This window comes from Sulfitobacter sp. G21635-S1 (assembly GCF_027213915.1).
Taxonomy (GTDB): domain Bacteria; phylum Pseudomonadota; class Alphaproteobacteria; order Rhodobacterales; family Rhodobacteraceae; genus Sulfitobacter.
In genome coordinates this window covers 13,102-34,298 of the sequence record NZ_JAPWGV010000021.1, presented here as the reverse complement: position 1 = coordinate 34,298, position 21,197 = coordinate 13,102, and the positions used below count along the sequence as shown (strand labels likewise).

Here is a 21,197-nt window from a genome sequence, read left to right as displayed (position 1 = left end):
GCGACAATGCGTCTGTTTGCCATTTTGCTGAGCCTGATTTCCTGTCTGTCCACCGCTGCCCATGCGCAGGAAAGCGACAGCCTGTTCGCGGATTACGAGGCCTATGCCGCCTTTGTCGACCGCCATGTGATGCGCCGCGATTTCATTCCGCTGATCCAGCGGCTGGGCGGACGGGACGAGTTCACGCCCGAACAACTGGCCGCCAACCAAAGGCAGCTGGAAGGCGCTTGGCCACGCGATTTTGTCAAGGTTTCGGTGTTCAAGGAAATCGACCTGGGGGGCGGCATCCGGCAGGAAGGCCGTATCTATTGGACCGGCACCAGCTATGCGTTCTTCTACGCCATGCTGCACCAGCGCGAGGATGATCTGGCGGTCATCACCTTCCTGCTGAATTCCAGCAGCAAACCGATCATGGACCGGTTCTGACAAAGCGGGGCAAGGCCGCGGCGCAGTCGCGTTGAACGCCGCCCGCAGCGCATTTGGCGCGCTGCGGGGTTATGTACTTCAGGCATAAAGAAGCGAAGAAACGTGCTCTTTCACCCGCCTCGCGCGGTCAGATCGACAGGCGCGCGGCGTGGCTGCCCCTTTCGCGGTAGGGGGTCGTGTCGTAATGCGCCCGATAGCATTTGGAAAAATGCGACGGCGAGGCAAAGCCGCAGGCCAGTGCCACGTTGATCACGCTCATGTCGGTCTGCATCAACAGGTTGCGCGCCTTTTGCAGGCGCAATTCCATGTAGTACCGTTTCGGACTGCGGTTCAGGTAACGCCGGAACAGCCGCTCCAGCTGCCTTGTGGACATGCCGACATCACGGGCAAGAACCGATGGGCTGATCGGCTCTTCGATGTTGGTCTCCATCATCTGGATGACCTGGCTGAGCTTGGGATGGCGCACCCCGATGCGGGTCGGCACGCTGAGCCGCTGGGTGTCCTGGTCGGTGCGGATCGAGGAATAGATCAGCTGGTCGGCCACCGCATTGGCCAGGTCTTCGCCCTGGTCGTCGGCAATCAGTTTCAGCATCAGGTCGATGGAGGAGGTGCCGCCCGCTGTCGTCAGCCGGTTGCCGTCAACCACAAAGACGGATTTGGTCAGCTGGACCTCTTCGAACTCCTCGGCAAAGCTGTCCTGGTTTTCCCAGTGAATCGTTGCGCGCTTGCCGTCCAGCAGCCCGGCCTTTGCCAGCGTGAAGGCCCCGGTACAGAGCCCGCCCACGGTCAGCCCCTTGCGGGCCTCGCGGCGCAGCCAGCTCAGTACCTTCTTGGTGGTCGCATCCTGCACGTCGATCCCGCTGCACACGAGAATGGTGTCGTCCCGCGCCATCTCATCGAGGTCGGCATCCAGCTGGAACACGGTTCCGGCAGAGCAACAGGCGCTGACGCCGCCTTCACCGATGGTGATCCATGAATACAACTGCCGCTCGCCCATGCGGTTTGCAATGCGCAGGCATTCGATGGCCGTGGAGAAACACAGCAGGCTGAACTGATCCAGCAGCACAAATACGAAACGCCGTGGCTTTCCGGTCTCTGGCGGTATGCGGGTGGCCGGGCGCTGTGGAGACATCGCGGGCGTCCTTTTTCTTGTTGGTGGGCGCGGCTCTTGTGCCGTCACGTTACAATACCGACACAATCTGCCGCAATCTTAGGTCACGGGATTCGATCTGGGTCAAGAGGTCGAAATTGGGTTCTGGCCACCGCGCGCGTCCTTTTGTATAGAAAAGGTCTTTGATAGCGCTGACAAACAGCGCGCGGGACCGGAGAGATGACATGACCCAATGGAGCAAATCAAGCTGGCGCAGCAAACCGCGAGTCCAGATGCCCGATTATCCCGATCAGGCCGCATTGAACGCGGTCGAGGCACAACTTGCGCGGTATCCATTGTTGGTCTTTGGCGGTGAGGCCAGGCGGCTCAAGAAACTTCTTGGCGCGGCAAGCCGGGGCGAGGCCTTTCTCCTGCAGGGGGGCGATTGCGCCGAGAGCTTCGAGCAATTCAGTTCGGACGCCATTCGCGACACCTTCAAGGTGATGCTGCAGATGGCCGTTGTGCTGACCTATGGCGCCAAGGTGCCTGTGGTGAAGGTGGGCCGCATGGCAGGGCAATTCGCCAAGCCGCGCTCCGCCCCCACCGAGGTTGTGGGCGGCGTGGAACTGCCCAGCTACCGGGGCGATATCATCAACGAGCTGGAATTCACGCCCGAGGCGCGGATCCCCAACCCCGAGAAGATGCTGCGCGCCTACACCCAGGCGGCAGCGACGCTGAACCTGATCCGGGCTTTTTCGACCGGGGGTTATGCGGATGTCCACCAGGTTCACGGCTGGACACTGGGCTTTACCGACGGGGAGAAGGCGGCGAAATACCGCGAGATCGCGAACCGCATTTCCGACACGCTTGATTTCATGTCGGCGGCGGGCGTCACGGCGGATACCGCTCATACCCTGCAAACGGTTGAATATTATACAAGCCACGAATCCCTGCTGCTGGAGTATGAAGAGGCGCTGTGCCGTCAGGACAGCCTGACCGGCAAGTGGCTGGCAGGTTCGGGCCATATGATCTGGATCGGCGACCGCACCCGTCAGCCCGATGGCGCCCATGTGGAATTTGCACGGGGCGTGCAGAACCCGATTGGCCTGAAGTGCGGGCCAAGCATGACCACGGATGACCTGAAAAAGCTGATGGCCACGCTGAACCCCGAAAACGAGGCAGGGCGCCTGACCCTGATCGCGCGTTTCGGGGCAGGGTCGGTGGGCGACCACCTGCCAAAGCTGATCCGCGCAGTGGAACAGGAAGGGGCAAATGTGCTTTGGACCTGCGACCCGATGCACGGCAACACCATCAAGTCCTCGACCGGCTACAAGACACGGCCCTTCGACTCGGTGCTGCGCGAGGTGCGCGAGTTCTTTGACGTGCATGAGGCAGAAGGCACCGTTCCCGGTGGCGTGCATTTCGAGATGACCGGACAGGATGTCACGGAATGCACCGGCGGCGTGCGTGCGGTCAGCGACGAGGATCTGAGCGACCGCTACCACACCGCCTGCGATCCGCGCCTGAACGCCAGCCAGTCGCTGGAACTGGCCTTCCTGGTGGCAGAGGAACTAACGGCGCGCCGCGTTGCCCAGTCCGAAGCCGCCGCCATCTGATCGCGGCAGCGGCCCCGGGCCATGCTTTCAATGTGAACGCCGCCGGCCAATGGTCGGCGGCGTTTGTCGTCCGGGGTGTCAGATGAGAGGCAATGCGGGCTTTTGGTTACATTGCTGCTTCAACAGGGCAGGAATCAGACCCTGATTGTGAGAACTGCAGTGAAGGTCGGGTCCTCTTGAACCTCGGAGGCGAAGCGCAAGCCGGGCCAGCGCCTGCCCGGGGTGGGCGATGCTGACCTATGTTCATGCCACTTTATTTCTCAACCGTGATGAACCCCATCGAGGGATTACCCAGCCTCACCAAATCGCCTACCCGGGGCACGGGCAGGCGATGGCCCGGCGCCTGCGGCTTGTTCCGGGCCCGAGTGCCAGTGATCGACGGCTGCAATAGCCGCACAGCAACCATTCGTCAGCCTGTCGATGAAGGTTTTCTCCATGACTATGCCGGCTGTAGGTGTCGATCCTGACGGACCTGCTATGTCGAAAGCCCCGGATCATGGCTGTCGGCTTGCGCCGGGCCGGGCCGTCAGTCTTCTGATTTGACCAGCCGCAGGTAGGGGGGGCGCCTGTCCGTCGGCCTGACCTGCGCCGCAGATGGTGCCTCATAAGTGGCAACCGGTGCCGCAAAGCCCGGAACAGGCTCCGGCGTGGTTGGCCTCTGCCGATCCGGCTCAGGCGCGGGCCCGGCGTCCGAACCGGGCAACAGCAGGGCGAATTCCCGGTCCAGCACGTCGAAGCGCCGGGGGGCCAATCCGATCTTGCCCTTGAACACCAGACACCCCAACAGGCGGCTGACATCGCCCAGATCGCTTTTCAACGGCAGCAGGAGCATCCGTGCCTCCCCCTCCGGCCGGCCTTCCGAACCCGGTGATGTCAGGCGAAACCGGCTCGTACCGGGGGCCTGAAACACCTCTTCAAGGGTTTCCGAGATCAATTGCCGCGCGCCGGGGTTGAACAGGGCTGTCAGCGGCATGCCACGCACTTCCATGCCCATCAGGTCATTCAGATGGCTGCCCGCGATGCGCAACCGCGCGATGCCCGGCGCGACCCGTTCCACGATAAACGCGTTTTCAAGCGCGCCCTCGATCCCTCGCGGGTCGATTTCAGAGCGTTTCGGTACGATGCGCGCTCCGCGCAAGGCTTCCCAATAGGCTTCGACCTGCGCGATGGCAGCATAACCGGTTTCTGGATGATGGTCTGACATTTCAATGACATTCTGCGATTTATGGTCTGACTTGTCCATGCAACACCACCTTCGATTATTCGGCCGGGATCGCAACGGGGTACAGCGCCAGCCACAGCCTGTTCCCGTGACAGCGTCACGAGGTGTGCGTTCAACTCTATTCTAATTAGCCTGAATTGCCGGGCAGCGGGGGAAATTCTTAAGCATTGGTTAACACCGCGCCGGATGGGCTTGCCCCGCCGGGCCGTTTCGACCTATCCCGGTGCGGAACTCAAACTGCAAGGGCCGCCTTTCATGATCCATTCGATGACCGGTTTTGCCGCGCGTGCAGGCGCTGACGCGCCCTATTCCTGGGGCTGGGAGATTCGCGCAGTGAACGGCAAGGGGCTGGACCTGCGCCTGCGCGTGCCGGACTGGATCGAGGGGCTGGAGGCCGAACTGCGCAAGAAACTGGCTGCGGTGGCGGCGCGGGGCAATGTCACCTGCAATCTGCGCGTCACCCGGGAAGAGACCGCAGGCCGGCTGGAAGTCAACGAGGCCCAGCTTGAAACCGTGCTGGAAGCGTTGCACCGGATCGAAGCGCGGGCGATGGATGCGGGGATATCGCTGGCCCCGTCCAAGGCCACCGACATCGTGACCATGCGAGGTGTGCTTGAACAGGCCACGACGCAGGACGACACGGCACAGCTTTGCGCGGCATTGCTGACGGACGTGGACAAGGTGCTGGCCGATTTCGCCGCCATGCGCGCCAGCGAGGGCGCCGCCCTGGCCAGGGTGCTGGAAAACCAGCTGACCGAGGTCGAAAACCTGACTGCCGCGGCGGCAAAGCTGGCCGAGGGGCGCAAGGACGAGATGGCGCGGAACCTGCGGCAGAACCTGGCCCGCATTCTGGACAATGCCGATGGGGTGGATGAAAGCCGTCTGGCCCAGGAACTGGCGCTGATCGCGGTCAAATCCGACATCACCGAAGAAATCGACCGGCTGGGCGCGCATATCGCGGCGGCACGCGCGCTGCTGGCCGAGGGTGGCCCGGTGGGGCGCAAGCTGGATTTCCTGATGCAGGAGTTCAACCGCGAAACCAATACCCTCTGCGCCAAGGCGCAGCATACGGAGCTGACCCGCGTCGGCCTGTCGCTGAAGGCCGTGATCGACCAGATGCGCGAACAAGTACAGAATGTGGAGTAGACCATGACCCAGCAGCCAGAAAGGCGCGGACTTCTTGTTATTCTCAGCTCACCGTCCGGGGCAGGTAAATCCACGCTGGCCCGGCGGTTGATGGCCTGGGATGCCTCGCTGAAGTTCTCTGTTTCCGCTACCACGCGGGTCCCGCGCAAGGGCGAGGTCGAGGGCAAGGATTATTTCTTTGTCTCGGAGGAGAACTTTCGAAAGTGGGTCAAAGAGGGCGAGTTGCTGGAACACGCCCATGTCTTCGGAAACAACTACGGCTCTCCCCGGGGGCCTGTTCAGGAAGCCATCGAAGCGGGCCGGGACGTGCTTTTTGACATCGACTGGCAAGGCGCCCAGCAAATTCAGAAATCGGCACTTGGCTCGCACACGCTTTCCATTTTCATCCTGCCACCCTCCATTCTGGAACTGCGCCGCAGGCTGATCAGCCGGGGGCAGGACACCGAAGAAACCATTGCCAAACGGATGCGGAAAAGCTGGGATGAGATCAGCCATTGGGACGGCTATGATTATGTGATCGTGAACGACGACCTCACGGAAACCGAAGAAAAGCTGAAAACCATCATCCGTGCCGAACGCATGCGGGTGGCGCAGCAGCCGCGGTTGCTGGATCATGTGCGCAAACTGCAAACCGAATTCGAGGATCTGACATGACGCTCTATGCACTTGGCGACAAGACCCCCAAAGTCCACGGCAATGCCTGGGTGGCACCGGATGCGAATGTGATCGGCAATGTGGTGCTGGAAGACGAAAGCTCGGTCTGGTTTGGTTCCACTTTGCGCGGTGACAACGAGGTGATCCATGTGGGCCGGCGATCGAACGTGCAGGAAAACTGCGTGTTCCACACCGACATGGGCTATCCGCTGACCATTGGTGAAAATTGCACCATTGGTCACAAGGTCATGCTGCATGGCTGCACCATCGGGGACAATACGCTGATCGGCATGGGGGCCACGATCCTCAATGGCGCAAGGATCGGGCGCAACTGCCTGATCGGTGCGGGCGCGCTGATCACCGAAGGCAAGGAGATCCCTGACGGTTCGCTGGTCATGGGCGCACCGGGCAAGGTGGTGCGCCAGCTGGATGACGAGGCGATCGCGAAACTGACCGCCAGCGCAAGGCATTATGCCGAAAACGCCGCCCGGTTTGCCAAAGACCTCACAGCGCTCTGATGCGATGACCGAAGCACCGCTGCTGCCTGACCTGATCGCCGCCCTGCCATTGCCGACCCTGGTCATCGACCGGGCAGAGCGGATTGCGGCGGTGAACCCGGCGGCCAAGGCGCTGGTCGGGGCGCATACGGTGGGCCGCCACTTTGTGACCGTGCTGCGCCAGCCCTCGCTGGTGGATGCGGTGGAGCGTTGCATCGAGGACGGGAAGGGGCGGCACGCGCAATTCCTGGTCGACGAGGCGGGCAAGGATGTGACCTATGAAGTCACGCTCAACCCGGTCCAGGGTGCCGGGCTGCTGATGGTCAGCTTTCAGGACATCACCCCGCAGGCGCAGGCCGGGCAGATGCGGCGCGACTTCGTGGCCAACGTCAGCCACGAGCTGCGCACGCCGCTGACCTCGCTGATGGGGTTCATCGAGACACTCAGCGGCCCGGCGCGCGACGATGCGGCGGCGCGGGACCGGTTTCTGGCGATCATGCAGACCGAAGCGGGGCGCATGAACCGTCTGGTGGGCGATCTGTTGTCCCTGAGCCGGGTGGAAGCCGAGGAACGGGTGCGCCCGACCAGGCAGATCAACCTGGCCGAGGTGCTGCAGACCGCGCTGCGCAACCTCAATCCGCTGGCCGTCGAAGCGGGGGTGACCCTGCGCCCCGACTTCGGGGCGGAGGCGATCCCGATTCTGGGCGACGCGGACCAGATGTTGCAGGTCTTTACCAACCTGATCGAAAACGCGATCAAATACGGGGGCGACGACCGACCGGTCGAGATCACCGCAGAAACCAGCCTGCGTGACCCGGCGTTGCGCGGGCCATCGGTGCGCATCACGGTCAGCGACCATGGGCCCGGCATCCCGTCGCATCACATTCCGCGCCTGACCGAACGATTCTACCGCGCCGACAACCACCGCAGCCGTGCCCTGGGCGGCACCGGGCTGGGCCTCGCAATTGTGAAACATATTCTCAACCGGCACCGGGGGCGGCTGAAAATCACCTCCGAAGAGGGGCAGGGCGCGTCATTCTGCGTTATCCTGCCCCGAGATGTAGTGGTGAGCGACGGCTGAACGCCAATATACCACTTCTTTTTCCAAATTCTTCCTGTGTCATAAAACCGTAACAAAACCTTCACAAAAGGTATAAGCGCGCCACCTAAACGGGCCGGGAGACCACCCATGGGGGAGGTCGTAGAATGTATGAAAACAGGAGACATCATGTCACTGACAAAACTCACCACATCCGCACTGGCCATCGCCGCGCTTTCCGCTTCGGCTGCCGCTGCGCGTGACAACGTCCAGGTTGCGGGTTCGTCCACCGTGCTGCCCTATGCTTCGATCGTGGCAGAAGCCTTTGGCGAGAACACCGACTTCCCGACACCGGTCATCGAATCGGGCGGCTCCTCTGCCGGTCTGAAACGGTTCTGCGAAGGTGTGGGCGAAAACACCATCGACGTGGCAAACGCCTCCCGCGCAATCCGCGAAAAGGAAATCAAGGCCTGCGCCGAGAATGGTGTCACCGACATCATGGAAGTGCGCATCGGCTATGACGGCATCGTGTTTGCCTCGCAGATCAGCGGCCCGGCCTTCGAAGCCTTCGAGCCTGCCGACATCTTCAACGCCATCGGCGCGAAGGTCCTGAAAGACGGCGCAATCGTCGACAACGATTACAGCAGCTGGGCCGAGTTCAACAGCGACCTGCCCGATGCAGAAATCGCAATGTTCATCCCCGGCACCAAGCACGGCACACGCGAAGTCTTTGAAGACAAGGTGCTGCTGAAAGGCTGCGAAGACACCGGCGCAATGCAGGCCATGCTGGATGGCGGCATGAGCGAAGACGACGCCGAAGACGCCTGCCTGGACGTGCGTCAGGACGGCCGTTCGGTCGACATCGACGGTGACTATACTGAGACACTGGCCCGTATCGACGCCAACACCAATGGCATCGGCGTGTTCGGCCTGGCCTTCTACGAGAACAACCAGGACAAGCTGAAAGTGGCGACCATGGGCGGCGTGGCCCCCTCGACCGAAACCATCGCTTCGGGTGATTACCCGGTGTCCCGCCCGCTGTTCTTCTACGTCAAGAAGGCACATATCGGCGTGATCCCCGGCCTTAAGGAATATGCACAGTTCTTCATCTCCGACGAACTGGCAGGTCCTTCCGGCCCGCTGGCCAACTATGGCCTGGTGTCCGACCCGCAGCTGTCCGACACGCAAAAATCCGTCAATGAAGAAGCGACAATGGGCTCCGGCTCCTGAGCCTGTCGCTGACCTTACGTAGCCGGGGGCGGCCTGACGCCGCCCCCGCGCAGTTTCGATAAAGAAATTCCACCCACAGGCGGGGCACGACATGCCGATACTCTGGCTCTTTCTCATCGTTTCAGGCATCGCCATCGCCGGATATTACCTCGGGCTGACGCGGGTGATGCGCAGCGCGGGCGGTGACCGGCGTCACATGCATTCGCTGCCTTCCTACTACGGGGGCAATGTGGCGATCAAAGCCGCCGTTCCCGCCCTTCTTCTGATGCTGGTCTGGCTGCTGGTGCAGCCGATGATCGTGAACAATTCCGTCTCTGCCCTGATCCCGGACAGCGCCATAGCCGACAGTTCTTCGCGCGGGCTGGTCCTGTCAGAGGTGCGCCGCGCGGCTGACGGCATGGACCGAGCGCTGGCCCAGGGCACCATGGATGCCAATATGGCAAATGACCCGCAGGCCGACCCGGATGAGGTCACCAGCCGCCTGCAGGACGCGGGCGCCATCGTGACATCGCAGATCACCCAGCCGGTTCTGAACGCCGCGCAAAGCTACCGGATGCAGAACCAGCGCGGCAACCAGTTCATGAGCGGTGTTGTCATTGTCCTGGCACTGCTGGGCGCGCTATGGGGCCTGCGCGGTGCTCAGGCCGATTTCCGGGCGCGCAACGTGGTTGAAGCGGCGGTAAAGATGCTGCTGATCGGTGCCGCCTCCATCGCGATCCTGACGACACTGGGCATCGTGCTGTCGCTGGTTTTCAACACCATCGAATTCTTCCGCCTTTACCCCGCCAGCGACTTCTTTTTCGGCACCAACTGGGCGCCAAGCTTTTCGGGCAGGGGGGGCAGTTCCGACCTGGGTGTGCTGCCGCTGCTCTGGGGCACCTTCTATATCTCGCTGGTGGCGCTGGCGGTGGCGATCCCCATCGGGTTGTTCGCGGCGGTCTACCTGTCGGAATATGCCAGCAACTCGGTGCGCTCCGTCGCCAAGCCGCTGCTGGAGGTGCTGGCCGGTATTCCAACCATCGTCTACGGGCTTTTCGCGCTGCTGACGGTTGGTCCGCTGCTGGTCTCGGTCTTTGGCCGCGACGGGCTGGGCATCATGCAGGCGGGCACCGCCGTGATCACCGCCGGTCTGGTCATGGGCGTGATGCTGATCCCCTTTGTCAGCTCGCTGTCCGACGACATCATCAATGCCGTGCCGCAGGCGATGCGCGATGGCTCATATGGCCTTGGGGCGACCAAGTCGGAAACCATCCGCCAGGTGGTCCTGCCCGCTGCCTTGCCCGGCATCGTCGGTGCGATCCTGCTGGCAGCCTCACGTGCCATCGGCGAAACCATGATCGTGGTGCTGGGGGCAGGGGCCGCCGCACGGTTATCCCTGAACCCCTTCGACGCGATGACCACCGTCACCGCCAAGATTGTCAGCCAGCTTACCGGGGATGCGGATTTCGCCAGCCCCGAGGCGCTGGTGGCCTTTGCGCTGGGGATGACATTGTTTGTCATCACCCTCGCCCTCAATGTTTTCGCGCTCTACATCGTGCGCAAGTACCGGGAGCAATATGACTGATGTCTGATGCAAGCCTCAGCAGCGGCGCTGCACCCAAACCGCGCGGAAAGTCCCTGCTGGTGCAGGATGCGCGTACCCGCAAACGCAACGCAGCCGAAAAACGGTTCCGGGCCTATGGCATGACCGCCATCCTGATCGGGCTGTTCTTTCTGGTGGTCCTCGCGGTTTCAATCATCCGTTCCGGCGTGCCGGCCTTTACCCAGACGGTTGTGGATGTGGACTTTACCCTGACGCAGGAACAATTCACCGCAGCCGAAGGGGAATTGTTCAAGACCAAGGCCTATGAGGGGCTGCTGATCGAACAGATCCGCGACACCCTGGAGGCGCGCGGCCTTGAGGTGGCGTTCGACGCGGGCGCGATTGAACGCCTGCTGGGCAAGCCCGGCGGCACCCTGCGCGAACATTACCGCGCAAACGAACAGGATCTGGGCAGCCCGGTGAACTTCAAGCTGGCGGCAGCATCAAGGGTCGACGGCTATCTGACCGGCCGCGTCACCCGTGAAGCGCTGCAGGACAGCCGTTTCATGCAGGCCTCCGACCTGGACCTGATCGACGCGCTGGTCAGTGCCGATATCATCACCCGTGCCTTCAACTGGAACTTCATCACCGGAGCGGATTCAGGCGTGGACAACCCCGGCGGTGCCGGCATCGGCGCCTCGGTCATCGGCTCCTTCTTCATGATGCTGGTGGTGCTGGCGCTGTCGCTGCCGATCGGTGTCGCGGCTTCCATCTATCTTGAGGAATTCGCGCCGCAGAACCGGTTCACCGATCTGATCGAAGTCAATATCTCGAACCTCGCGGCGGTGCCTTCCATCGTCTTTGGTATCCTTGGTCTGGCGGTCTTTATCCAGTTCATGCATCTGCCGCAGTCGGCACCGCTGGTGGGTGGTCTGGTGCTGACGCTGATGACACTGCCGACCATCATCATCTCCACCCGCGCCTCGCTGAAATCCGTGCCGCCCTCGATCCGGGACGCGGCGCTGGGGGTCGGGGCCTCAAAGATGCAGGCGGTGTTTCACCACGTGCTGCCCCTGGCCATGCCGGGCATCCTGACGGGCACCATCATCGGCCTGGCGCAGGCCCTGGGAGAGACGGCACCGCTGCTGCTGATCGGCATGGTCGGCTTTGTCGCGCGGGGCTATCCCGATGGCGTGCTGGCCGGTTTCACCGAGCCGAACTCGGCCATGCCCGCGCAGATCTACACCTGGGCCGCCCGTGCGGACGCCAGTTTTTACGAGAAAGCATGGGGCGGGATCATCATTCTTTTGATATTCCTGCTGACCATGAACATCATCGCCATCATCCTGCGCCGCCGTTTCGAGCGCCGCTGGTAAGGAGACAGTCCGATGAAAGACAATCATATTGCGGAGAATGAAGTGGCCACCAAGAACATCAAAATCGCGGCCCGGGACGTGCAGGTCTATTATGGCGACACCCATGCGATCAAGGACGTCAACGTCGAGATCGAGGACAAGACCGTCACCGCCTTCATCGGGCCGTCGGGCTGCGGCAAATCGACATTCCTGCGCTGCATCAACCGGATGAACGACACCATCGATGTCTGCCGCGTGGTCGGCGACATCCTGATCGACGGCGAGGACATCTATGACCGCAAGGTGGACCCGGTGCAGCTGCGCGCCAAGGTCGGCATGGTGTTCCAGAAACCCAACCCCTTTCCCAAGTCGATCTACGACAATGTGGCCTATGGGCCGCGCATCCACGGGCTGGCCCGCAACAAGGCCGAACTGGACGACATTGTGGAACGCGCCCTGCGCCGCGGTGCGATCTGGAACGAGGTCAAGGACCGGCTCGATGCGCCGGGCACCGGCCTGTCGGGCGGCCAGCAACAGCGCCTGTGCATCGCACGCGCCGTGGCCACGGAACCCGAAGTGCTGCTGATGGATGAACCCTGTTCGGCGCTGGACCCGATTGCAACCGCACAGGTCGAAGAGCTGATCGACGAGCTGCGCCAGAACTATTCGGTGGTGATCGTCACCCACTCCATGCAGCAGGCCGCCCGCGTCAGCCAGAAGACGGCCTTTTTCCATCTGGGCAACCTTGTGGAATTTGGCGAGACCGACAAGATCTTCACCGCCCCCGAAGACCCGCGCACCGAAAGCTACATCACAGGCCGGATTGGATAATATCATGCAAGATCAACACATTGCGTCAGCCTTTGATCGCGATCTGGAGGCGGTTCAGGCCCAGATCATGAAGATGGGCGGATTGGTTGAAGATGCCATCCGCAACGGGGCCTTGTCCCTTGAAAGCCGGGACGAGGAACTGGCCGAAAAGGTCAGGGCAGGGGACAAGGTTATCGACAACCTTGAAATCATGATCAACGAAAGCGCCGCCCGGGTCATCGCCCTGCGCGCGCCCACCGCGATTGACCTGCGTCTGATCCTGAGCGTGATCAAGATCAGCGCAAACCTTGAGCGGATTGGCGATTACGCGAACAACATGGCAAAACGCACCGGCGTGCTGTCGCAGATTGCCCCGGTCAACGACAGCGCCGGTGCCATCCGCCGGATGGCGCGCACGGTCGAAGCCATGCTCAAGGACGCCCTGGACGCCTATATCCAGCGCGACGCCGAACTGGCGGCCGACATCATCGAGCGTGACCAGGAAGTGGATCAGATGTACAATGCGCTGTTCCGCGAATTCCTGACCTTCATGATGGAAGATCCGCGCAACATCACGGCCTGTATGCACCTGCATTTCATTGCCAAGAACGTCGAACGCATGGGTGATCTGGTCACCTCCATCGCCGAGCAGGTGATCTATCTGGTCACCGGCCAGCACCCCGATGAAGACCGGCCCAAGGCCGACCACACATCCATGCCAGCCGGGAGTTGAAGATGTCCGTGACCCAACCCCAGGTTCTGCTGGTCGAAGACGAACCGGCGCAGCGCGAGGTCCTGGCCTATAACCTGGAAAGCGAAGGTTTTGCCGTGCGCCGTGCCGAGAACGGCGAAGAAGCGCTGCTGATGGTGTCAGAGGCGCGTCCGGACCTGGTGATCCTCGACTGGATGATGCCGCTGATGAGCGGCATCGAAGTCTGTCGCCAGCTCAAGACCCGGGACGAGACCCGCGACATTCCGATCATCATGCTGTCGGCACGCTCCGAAGAAGTCGACGCGGTGCGCGGGCTTGAAACCGGGGCGGATGATTATGTCGTGAAACCCTATGCGCTGCGCGAGTTGATGGCGCGCGTGCGCAACCAGCTGCGCCGGTCACGGCCGGCAGCCAGCGGTGCCGAGCTGACCTTTGACGACATCCGCCTTGATCCGGAACGCCACCGCGTGAACCGCGCCGAAAAGGAACTGAAGCTGGGGCCGACCGAATACCGGCTGCTGGTGACCTTGCTGGAAAAACCCGGCCGCGTGTTCAGCCGCGATCAGCTGCTTGACCATGTCTGGGGGCGCGACATCTATGTCGACACACGCACGGTGGATGTTCACATCGCAAGACTGCGCAAGGCACTGACGGTCCACGGCGGGCAAGACCCGATCAGAACCGTACGCGGCGCAGGTTACGCGCTGGGCTGAGCCGCTGTTTTCAGCGGCCAGTTGCGCGCAAAGGCATGTTTTGCGGCCTCAGGGGTAATCATTTATTTACATAATACTGATTATAGGATTTACGGACACCGTTAAAGGACCGTCAGAAGCTATCTGTTCGATCCCATCCTGACCTCTCCGCTTGTTGAATGCTGGACTTTTTGACGCTTCCATCGTTAATAATGCACATCTCATCAAGGGTTTGTGTATGCCGTCTGTCCTGATCCTCAATGGTCCGAACCTGAACCTGCTGGGCACACGCCAGCCGGACGTCTACGGCGCGACGACCCTGGCCGACATCGAGAAGATCTGTGCCGATGCGGCAGCGGCACTGGGGCTTGAGGTCGCCTTCCTGCAAAGCAACCATGAAGGCGCGCTGCTGGACGCGATCCATGCCGCCAAGGGCGTTCATGGCGGCATCGTGCTGAATGCCGGTGCATATACCCATACCTCTGTCGCGCTGATGGATGCCATCGCCTCTGTCGAATTGCCGGTTGTGGAGGTTCACCTGAGCAACATCCACGCCCGCGAGACATTCCGCCATCATTCCTACATCGCGCCCGTGGCGATCGGACAGATCTGCGGCTTTGGCGCCAAGGGCTATCTGATGGCACTGGACGCACTTTCAGAAAGGCTTGTAACATCATGAGTTTACGAGAGTATCTTCATGCCGTTGCCCGCTGCCCGAGCCTTGAGGAGCTTTGGGATCTGCACACCAGCAAGATGGACAGCTACGGTTTCGACCGGCTGATCTATGGCTTTACACGCTACCGCACCTCGACATCCCTGGGCGACCCGGAAGATTTTGTCATCCTGACGAACCACAGCCGCGCCTATACCGATGAATTCCTTGGCGGTGGCCTCTATTTCCACGCGCCCATGGTGCATTGGGCGCTCAAGCATGAAGGTGCCTGCAGCTGGACCGTCCTGCACGACATGGCGCGCGAACGGGCCATGACCCCGGCAGAGGAACGTGTGATCGAGTTCAACCGCCGCATGAACGTCACGGCGGGCTATACCGTCAGCTTCAAGTCGATCTCGGCCCGCTCCAAGGGGGCCATCGCCCTGACCGCGAAACCGGGCATCTCGCAGGATGAGGTTGATGCGCTTTGGGCCCAGCATGGCAATGACATCAAGCTGATGAACGAAATCGCCCATCTGAAGATCCTGACCCTGCCCTACCACTCGCAGCGCCGCGCCCTGACACCGCGCCAGCGCGAGGCGCTGGAATGGGTCGGTGACGGCAAGACCATGCAGGACATCGCGGTGATCATGGGGCTGACATCGGCCACCGTGGAAAAACACCTCAGACTGGCCCGCGAGGCGCTGGCGGTGGATACGACGGCCCAGGCCGTGCTCAAGGCGTCATTTTCGAACCAAATGTTTGTTCTGGACGCATAGATTCTGACGAATCTGACGCGTCGCGTGAAATATTCCCCTTGATTTGACCACAAGGTAAGGAATCCCTGACTGGCTCAAAGCCACGAGTTGACCCAGAGTAACATTGTTCCTGGCAAACGGTTTGACCGCAGGGACAAGGCCTGTAAACCCTTGTTATAACAAGGCTCTTTGCAGGTGCCGGTTACAGTCGGGCGTATTCTTCCGCCCGGCTGTCCGGGGTCATAACGCCCTTGCTCCTCCCCGAGCGTTCCGTTACCGGGCGTTGGGCGGACCTTGAACATCAAGGTCCGCCCGCTTTCCCTCAGCAGCTCCGCCAAGCTCCCGTGCCGATGCAAAAAGGGCGGCACCCTGCGGCACCGCCCTTTTCAATTCCGATCGCTTCGCCGTCCATCTCAGGACGCGGTGCTTAGCCTTTGGCGGCCTTGGCCACTTCGGCGGCAAAGTCTTCCTTGACCACTTCGATGCCTTCGCCCACTTCGAGACGCACGAAACCGGTGATGGTGGCGCCAACTTCCTTGGCAGCGTCGCCCACGGTCAGATCCGGGTTCACGACAAAGGACTGGTTCAGCAGTGTGACTTCGGACATGTACTTTTTCATCCGGCCCACGATCATCTTTTCGATGACCTGCTCGGGCTTGCCGCTTTCGCGCGCAATGTCCATCTGAACCTGCTTTTCCTTCTCGACCACGGCCGGGTCCAGATCGTCTTCGGACAGGGACGCGGGGTTCACCGCCGCGATGTGCATCGCAACCTGCTTGCCGAACGCATCGTCGCCGCCGGTCATCGCGACCAGAACGCCGATCTTGCCCATGCCGGGTGCTGCCGCGTTGTGGACATAGGAAACCACGGTTTCGCCGTCCACGGTCGCCATGCGGCGCACGGACATGTTTTCACCGATCACGGCAACCGCGTCTGTCACGGTCTGCTCGACGGTCTTGCCGCCCATATCCGCCGCTTTCAGCGCGTCGACATCGGAAACGGAAACGGCGACATCGGCGATGCCCGCGACCATTTTCTGGAAATCCGCGTTCTTGCCGACGAAATCGGTTTCGGAGTTCACTTCAACCGCGACGCCATGGCCACCCTCGACCTTGACCGCAACCAGACCTTCGGCGGCGGTACGGCCCGATTTCTTGGCGGCTTTCGCCAGACCCTTGGTGCGCAGCCAGTCAACGGCGGCTTCCATGTCGCCGTCGTTCTCCGTCAGTGCCTTCTTGGCGTCCATCATGCCTGCGCCGGTGCTGTCGCGCAGTTCTTTTACCATAGATGCTGTGATTGCCATCTTTGGGTGCTCCTAATTTCTATCAAACGATTGGGGCAGGTTTCCCCTGCCCCATATGTCAGGCGTATGTCAGTCTCGTGACAATGCTCAGCCTTCGGCTTTCTCAGCGGCCTTGGCTTTGGTTTCCTGCTTGGATTCCAGATCCAGCGGCGCGTCCTTGGCCATTGCGTCATCCGACACGGTCTCGGAGGAGGCATTGCCGACCTCGACACCGGTGCTTCCCTCGGTCAACGCTTCTTCGGCCGGGGCTTCTTCCATGGCGCCGATGTCGACACCTGCGGCACCCAGCTGGGCCGACATGCCGTCAAGTGCCGCGCGCGATGCCAGATCGCAATAAAGCGCGATGGCACGGGCCGCATCGTCGTTGCCGGGGATGATATAGTCGATCCCGTCGGGCGAGCAGTTGGTGTCAACCACGGCCACAACCGGGATGCCCAGCTTGTTGGCTTCGGCAACCGCCAGCGCTTCTTTCTTGACGTCGATGACAAAGATCAGGTCAGGGCGACCGCCCATTTCGCGGATACCGCCAAGCGAGGCTTCAAGCTTGGCCTGATCGCGTTCCATGCCCAGGCGCTCTTTCTTGGTCAGACCTTCAAAGCCACGCTCGGATTGCTCGTCGATGGACTTCAGACGGTTGATCGACTGGGACACGGTCTGCCAGTTGGTCAGCGTGCCGCCCAGCCAGCGGTGGTTCATGTAGTATTGCGCGCATTTCTCTGCCGCTTCCGCGACAGGCTGCTGCGCCTGACGCTTGGTGCCGACGAAAAGAACGCTGCCGCCCTTGGCGACGGTATCGCGGATCGCCTGCAGCGCCTGGTCCAGCATCGGAACAGTCTGCGTCAGGTCCATGATGTGGATGCCGTTGCGCGCGCCATAGATGAAGGGACCCATGCGGGGGTTCCAGCGCTGCGTCTGGTGGCCGAAGTGTACGCCTGCTTCAAGCAATTGGCGCATGGAGAACTCAGGAAGAGCCATGTCTTTATACCTTTCCGGTTTAGCCTCGTCGGGGGTATGACAGCACATGCTGACAACCGGCGGACGCTTGAGGATGTCTCCCCCAAGGGCCCAACCCCGACTGCGGGATTAAGTGGCCGTGCTATAGGCCAGCAGCGCGTGCTGTGCAAGGGATAAACTCTATGTCATCGGCATGGACAGGCCATGTGCTTTACCGCAAACTCAAATCAAAAAATCAAGGGAGTATCCAATGTTGAAATCCACCGCGCTGCTGGCAATTTTCGCCCTGGCCGCACCCGGCTTTGCCCAGACGCTGACCCTGACACCCGCGTCTCCGCAACCTGCCGACGGGTCCCTGAAACAGGGGCTGGCTGTTGGTTATGCCTATTACAGCGTCCGGTCGCTGGACGAGGCAAGGGGCAAGCTGGACCATGCCAAGGCCGGGCCGCCGCTGGCCGGGTTTTCCTATCTCGATACCGATCCGGGCGACAACGCCCTGACATCAACCAGCGCCGAAAAGGTGCTGGCCGCCATCCAGGGCTATATCCGGTTTGACGCCCCCGGCACCTATGACATCGAATTCATCAGCAACGACGGGCTGCAGGCCAGCATCGGCGGACAGCAGGTGGCCCTCTTTGACGGTGTGCATGGCTGCGAATCCGCTGGCGTGACCTCGGTCGCGGTGCCGCAGGCCGGCTGGTACGAGGTCGAGGCCACCTATTTCCAGCGCAAGGGCTCTGCCTGCCTGCTGATGGACTGGGGCCAGTCGGGCAATATGGAACCGGTGCCGGACAGCGCCTTCGCCCACAAGTAATTCACCAGTGGCAATGCGGTATCAGCCGCGGCCCAGAAGCGCTTGATGGCCCGCGCGCACTGCCTGTTCACAGGCCAGGGCAAGCGCCTTGCGGTCCGGCACCTCGCTGACGCGCAGCGCCGGGTGAAACACCACCTGCACCCTGCCCTGTTTTGCGGGCGCCAGGGTGTGGATCAGATGGGTCCCGAATTCCATGTCGCCCCACCAGCCGTAGAACCGCGCATCGGTGCCCTGTGGCGCATGATAGACCACGCTCACCGGCTGCACCTGGATCTGATCGCGCAATTCCGGTGCGAAAAAGCTCTGGAACAGCGTGGTCTTGAACGGCAGCACCTGTCTGCCATCGGTGCTGGTGCCCTCGGGAAAGAACAGCAGCTTGTGACCCGCCAGCAGGCGTTTTTGGAACAGCACGGTCTGTTCGCGTGCCCGTGCCGGATTGCGTTCGATGAAAACGGTCCCGGTGGCGCGCGCCAGCCAGCCGATGCCGGGCCAGCCCTCCACCTCTGACTTGGACACGAAATAGACCCGTTTGGCCGCATTCAGCACAAAGATGTCCAGCCAGGAGGCATGGTTGCACACCACCGCCCCGCGCCCCGTCATCGGGTGTCCCGAGACCTCGTGACGCAATCCGATGATGCGCAGCGACATGCGACAGACCCATTGGGTCACATGGGGGGTCACGGGCCGGTTCGCCCCGCAGACCGGCCGCTCCACCGCACGCAGGATCAGTTTGATCAGCAAGCCGCCGAAAACCACCACGATCAGGGCGATGACCCGCAGCACCACCCGAATCCAGCCCGATATCGTGATCCGGGGATAGGCCGGCGGCACACCGCTGTCCCAGGCGGTTGTCATGCGCCGGTGGCCCCATAGATGCGGGCCTGCCGGGTGTTGATCTGGGTGGTGTCCATGATCAGGCAGACATCGACCGTGTTGAAGGCATGATCCACATACGCCCCCTCGCCCACACATCCGCCCAGCCGCAGATACGCCTTGATCAGACTGGGAATCTGGCGCATCGCCGCCTTGCGATCAAGTTGAGCTTCATCCAGCAGGTTCATGCTTTGAAAGGATTTCTCCAGCGCGCGGACCCGCAGTTCCGGCGGTGCCAGATGGCGTTCATGCAGCAGGCTCAGCGGTGCGGCCAGCCGGTCCATATCGGTGCCATGAAAGCTGGCCACCCCGAACAGGATCTCGACCCCGTTCGCCTTGACGTATTGCGCAAGAGCGGACCACAACACATGCATCCCGACCCCGCCACGATAATCAGGATGCAGGCAGGAACGCCCCAATTCCAACAGGTTACGGCCCGAAGCTAACAAAGGCGACAGATCGTATTCCGCAGCCGAATAGAACCCCCCGGCCTCGACCGCCTTTTCCGCCCGCATCAGGCGATAGACGCCCACCACCTTGTCCGAGCGGATGTCCGTCAACAGCAGGTGTTCAAAGAACGGGTCCAGGTGATCGCGCTCAAGCTTCTCATCATGATCGACCAGCGGGCCGCTGCCGCCCAGCTCGGTGACAAAGACATCATAGCGCAGGCGCTGTGCCGCATGCAGATCTGCAGGCGTTTTCGCAAGACTGACCGAAAAATCCGCCGCATGTGCCTGAGCCATCTGCCTGCCGTCGCTGTTGAAATACCCTGGCCGTCTGATAGGCAATGCGCAGGCCAAGCGCAATCCTTGTGCCCTTGCAGCAAATGCATCATCATTAACTTGTGGTTGCAGGACTTGTTATCTGTTCCCGCGTTAACCTTTTGAAAAGGATCATGGGTCATCAAAGACCGGCATCAACCCGACCCGAAAGCTGTCTATGACGATTTTGCCCACATCCCTGAAATTTACCGTCACTTTGCCGCCGATGTTGCTTTGCACCTGTCCGATCCCCCAATCGGGCCGCTCGGGATGGGTCACCAGCATGCCGGGGGTCAGAATGGCATTCAGATCGTCCATGGTTCTGCCCCTTTCGGAAAGGCTGTCATGATGTCCGACACGCATTTTGATCTTGTCGCATTGATCGGCAGCCGGATCTGCCATGATCTGATATCGCCTATCGGCGCGATCAACAACGGGCTGGAACTGCTTCAGATGGCGGGCAGCGCCACCTCGGGCCCGGAAATGTCCCTGATCGGTGAAAGTGTCGGCAATGCCTCTGCCCGGATAAGGTATTTCCGGGTCTGCTTTGGCGTGGCGGGCGATCAGCTGATGGGCCCTTCGGAAATCACCTCGATCCTGCGGGATCTTTACGGCGCAACCCGGCTGAGCGTGGAATGGCAACCCGATCAGGCACAGGCCCGCGCCGCGGTGCAGCTGGCCTTTCTCGCGATCCTCTGCCTGGAAAGCGCCCTGCCCTATGGCGGCCATGTCACGGTCGCGCAGGATCAGGGGAACTGGACACTGACAGCCCTGGCCGACAAGCTGAAGGTCGATCCGGCGCTTTGGTCATTGCTTGCCCCGGGCAACGCACGCAACGGCCTGCAGCCCGCACATGTGCAATTCGCGCTGCTGCCCCTGATTGCTGCCGACGCGGGGCGGCAGGTGGCGCATCAGGTGACCGACACCAGGCTGACCATCAGTTTTTAAATCGTCATGCGAAAAACCTGGCTAACGTAACGCTGCCTGAAATCGAAGATTTCAACGCGTTACGTAATGCCTGAAGGTTCTGGAATTTCGTCAGACGCGATAGGCAGAGCCGCCCGAAACGCC

23 protein-coding genes are annotated in these 21,197 nt (G+C 61.5%); 16 read left to right on the top strand and 7 right to left on the bottom strand.

The annotated features are described in order from the left end of the window. The first annotated feature begins 6 nt into the window (after positions 1-6). On the top strand, positions 7-426 hold the full coding sequence (locus O4H53_RS18690) for a hypothetical protein (protein ID WP_269366197.1): 420 nt from the start codon (positions 7-9) through the stop codon (positions 424-426). Positions 427-553: 127 nt separating this feature from the next. Here O4H53_RS18690 and O4H53_RS18685 read toward each other — a convergent pair whose 3' ends face one another. Next, entirely contained in the window at positions 554-1,558 is a 1,005-nt protein-coding gene (locus tag O4H53_RS18685) for a GlxA family transcriptional regulator (protein ID WP_114277121.1), read from the bottom strand. A gap of 203 nt (positions 1,559-1,761) precedes the next feature. On the opposite strand from O4H53_RS18685, the gene O4H53_RS18680 reads away from it, so the two are divergent. Then, the gene (locus O4H53_RS18680; protein WP_269366194.1) at positions 1,762-3,132 is read left to right on the top strand and encodes a class II 3-deoxy-7-phosphoheptulonate synthase; all 1,371 of its coding nucleotides are present in this window, start codon (positions 1,762-1,764) and stop codon (positions 3,130-3,132) included. 526 nt (positions 3,133-3,658) lie between these two features. Here O4H53_RS18680 and O4H53_RS18675 read toward each other — a convergent pair. Next, the gene (locus O4H53_RS18675; protein WP_269366192.1) at positions 3,659-4,375 is read right to left on the bottom strand and encodes a PAS domain-containing protein; all 717 of its coding nucleotides are present in this window, start codon (positions 4,373-4,375) and stop codon (positions 3,659-3,661) included. A 246-nt stretch (positions 4,376-4,621) separates the two neighbouring features. On the opposite strand from O4H53_RS18675, the gene O4H53_RS18670 reads away from it, so the two are divergent. The 12 genes from O4H53_RS18670 to O4H53_RS18615 all read left to right on the top strand — a co-directional run bounded on the left by O4H53_RS18670 (position 4,622) and on the right by O4H53_RS18615 (position 15,442). Then, positions 4,622-5,500 carry a YicC/YloC family endoribonuclease gene (locus tag O4H53_RS18670; RefSeq protein ID WP_269366322.1) on the top strand — a complete coding sequence of 293 codons (879 nt, stop codon included), beginning with the start codon at positions 4,622-4,624 and terminating at the stop codon, positions 5,498-5,500. Positions 5,501-5,503: 3 nt separating this feature from the next. Then, the gene (gene gmk / locus O4H53_RS18665; protein ID WP_269366190.1) at positions 5,504-6,154 is read left to right on the top strand and encodes a guanylate kinase; all 651 of its coding nucleotides are present in this window, start codon (positions 5,504-5,506) and stop codon (positions 6,152-6,154) included. Further along, positions 6,151-6,672 (top strand): gamma carbonic anhydrase family protein, encoded by a 522-nt coding sequence (locus O4H53_RS18660; protein ID WP_269366189.1) that lies wholly within the window; start codon positions 6,151-6,153, stop codon positions 6,670-6,672. Before gmk ends, O4H53_RS18660 begins: the two co-directional genes overlap by 4 nt. 4 nt (positions 6,673-6,676) lie before the next feature. Then, complete coding sequence (locus O4H53_RS18655) at positions 6,677-7,732, top strand: ATP-binding protein (RefSeq protein ID WP_269366188.1); 1,056 nt, start codon at positions 6,677-6,679, stop codon at positions 7,730-7,732. 147 nt (positions 7,733-7,879) lie between these two features. Next, a complete protein-coding gene (locus O4H53_RS18650) occupies positions 7,880-8,920 on the top strand; it encodes a substrate-binding domain-containing protein (protein ID WP_269366187.1) in 1,041 nt (346 codons plus the stop codon). A gap of 91 nt (positions 8,921-9,011) precedes the next feature. Then, positions 9,012-10,484 carry a phosphate ABC transporter permease subunit PstC gene (pstC, locus tag O4H53_RS18645; RefSeq protein ID WP_269366185.1) on the top strand — a complete coding sequence of 491 codons (1,473 nt, stop codon included), beginning with the start codon at positions 9,012-9,014 and terminating at the stop codon, positions 10,482-10,484. Beyond that, the gene (gene pstA / locus O4H53_RS18640) at positions 10,484-11,818 is read left to right on the top strand and encodes a phosphate ABC transporter permease PstA (RefSeq protein ID WP_269366183.1); all 1,335 of its coding nucleotides are present in this window, start codon (positions 10,484-10,486) and stop codon (positions 11,816-11,818) included. The genes pstC and pstA overlap by 1 nt, the downstream gene beginning before the upstream one ends. Positions 11,819-11,830: 12 nt before the next feature. Next, on the top strand, positions 11,831-12,628 hold the full coding sequence (gene pstB / locus O4H53_RS18635) for a phosphate ABC transporter ATP-binding protein PstB (RefSeq protein WP_114277131.1): 798 nt from the start codon (positions 11,831-11,833) through the stop codon (positions 12,626-12,628). A 4-nt stretch (positions 12,629-12,632) separates the two neighbouring features. Next, the gene (gene phoU, locus O4H53_RS18630; RefSeq protein ID WP_114277132.1) at positions 12,633-13,340 is read left to right on the top strand and encodes a phosphate signaling complex protein PhoU; all 708 of its coding nucleotides are present in this window, start codon (positions 12,633-12,635) and stop codon (positions 13,338-13,340) included. 2 nt (positions 13,341-13,342) lie between these two features. After that, a complete protein-coding gene (gene phoB / locus O4H53_RS18625) occupies positions 13,343-14,032 on the top strand; it encodes a phosphate regulon transcriptional regulator PhoB (protein WP_114277133.1) in 690 nt (229 codons plus the stop codon). A gap of 217 nt (positions 14,033-14,249) precedes the next feature. Continuing rightward, positions 14,250-14,690, top strand: a complete 441-nt coding sequence (gene aroQ, locus O4H53_RS18620; protein ID WP_269366180.1) for a type II 3-dehydroquinate dehydratase — start codon at positions 14,250-14,252, stop codon at positions 14,688-14,690. Next, a complete protein-coding gene (locus O4H53_RS18615) occupies positions 14,687-15,442 on the top strand; it encodes a helix-turn-helix transcriptional regulator (RefSeq protein ID WP_269366178.1) in 756 nt (251 codons plus the stop codon). Before aroQ ends, O4H53_RS18615 begins: the two co-directional genes overlap by 4 nt. A gap of 406 nt (positions 15,443-15,848) precedes the next feature. Here the strand turns inward: O4H53_RS18615 and tsf are convergent, their stop codons facing one another. Next, entirely contained in the window at positions 15,849-16,724 is an 876-nt protein-coding gene (gene tsf / locus O4H53_RS18610) for a translation elongation factor Ts (protein WP_269366177.1), read from the bottom strand. Between the two features lie 87 nt (positions 16,725-16,811). Beyond that, positions 16,812-17,699: a 30S ribosomal protein S2 gene (rpsB, locus tag O4H53_RS18605; RefSeq protein WP_269366175.1), complete on the bottom strand. Its 888-nt coding sequence runs from the start codon at positions 17,697-17,699 to the stop codon at positions 16,812-16,814. Between the two features lie 229 nt (positions 17,700-17,928). On the opposite strand from rpsB, the gene O4H53_RS18600 reads away from it, so the two are divergent. After that, complete coding sequence (locus O4H53_RS18600; RefSeq protein WP_269366174.1) at positions 17,929-18,492, top strand: PA14 domain-containing protein; 564 nt, start codon at positions 17,929-17,931, stop codon at positions 18,490-18,492. Between the two features lie 21 nt (positions 18,493-18,513). On the opposite strand, the gene O4H53_RS18595 is transcribed toward O4H53_RS18600, so the two are convergent. From O4H53_RS18595 to O4H53_RS18585, 3 genes are all read right to left on the bottom strand, one after another. Continuing rightward, entirely contained in the window at positions 18,514-19,347 is an 834-nt protein-coding gene (locus O4H53_RS18595; protein WP_269366172.1) for a lysophospholipid acyltransferase family protein, read from the bottom strand. Continuing rightward, entirely contained in the window at positions 19,344-20,108 is a 765-nt protein-coding gene (locus O4H53_RS18590) for a GNAT family N-acetyltransferase (RefSeq protein ID WP_269366169.1), read from the bottom strand. Before O4H53_RS18590 ends, O4H53_RS18595 begins: the two co-directional genes overlap by 4 nt. Positions 20,109-20,258: 150 nt before the next feature. Beyond that, complete coding sequence (locus O4H53_RS18585; RefSeq protein ID WP_114277577.1) at positions 20,259-20,444, bottom strand: DUF3553 domain-containing protein; 186 nt, start codon at positions 20,442-20,444, stop codon at positions 20,259-20,261. Between the two features lie 30 nt (positions 20,445-20,474). Here O4H53_RS18585 and O4H53_RS18580 point away from each other — a divergent pair, with 30 nt between their 5' ends. Further along, positions 20,475-21,074 carry a histidine phosphotransferase family protein gene (locus O4H53_RS18580; protein ID WP_269366166.1) on the top strand — a complete coding sequence of 200 codons (600 nt, stop codon included), beginning with the start codon at positions 20,475-20,477 and terminating at the stop codon, positions 21,072-21,074. Positions 21,075-21,197: the final 123 nt, after the last annotated feature.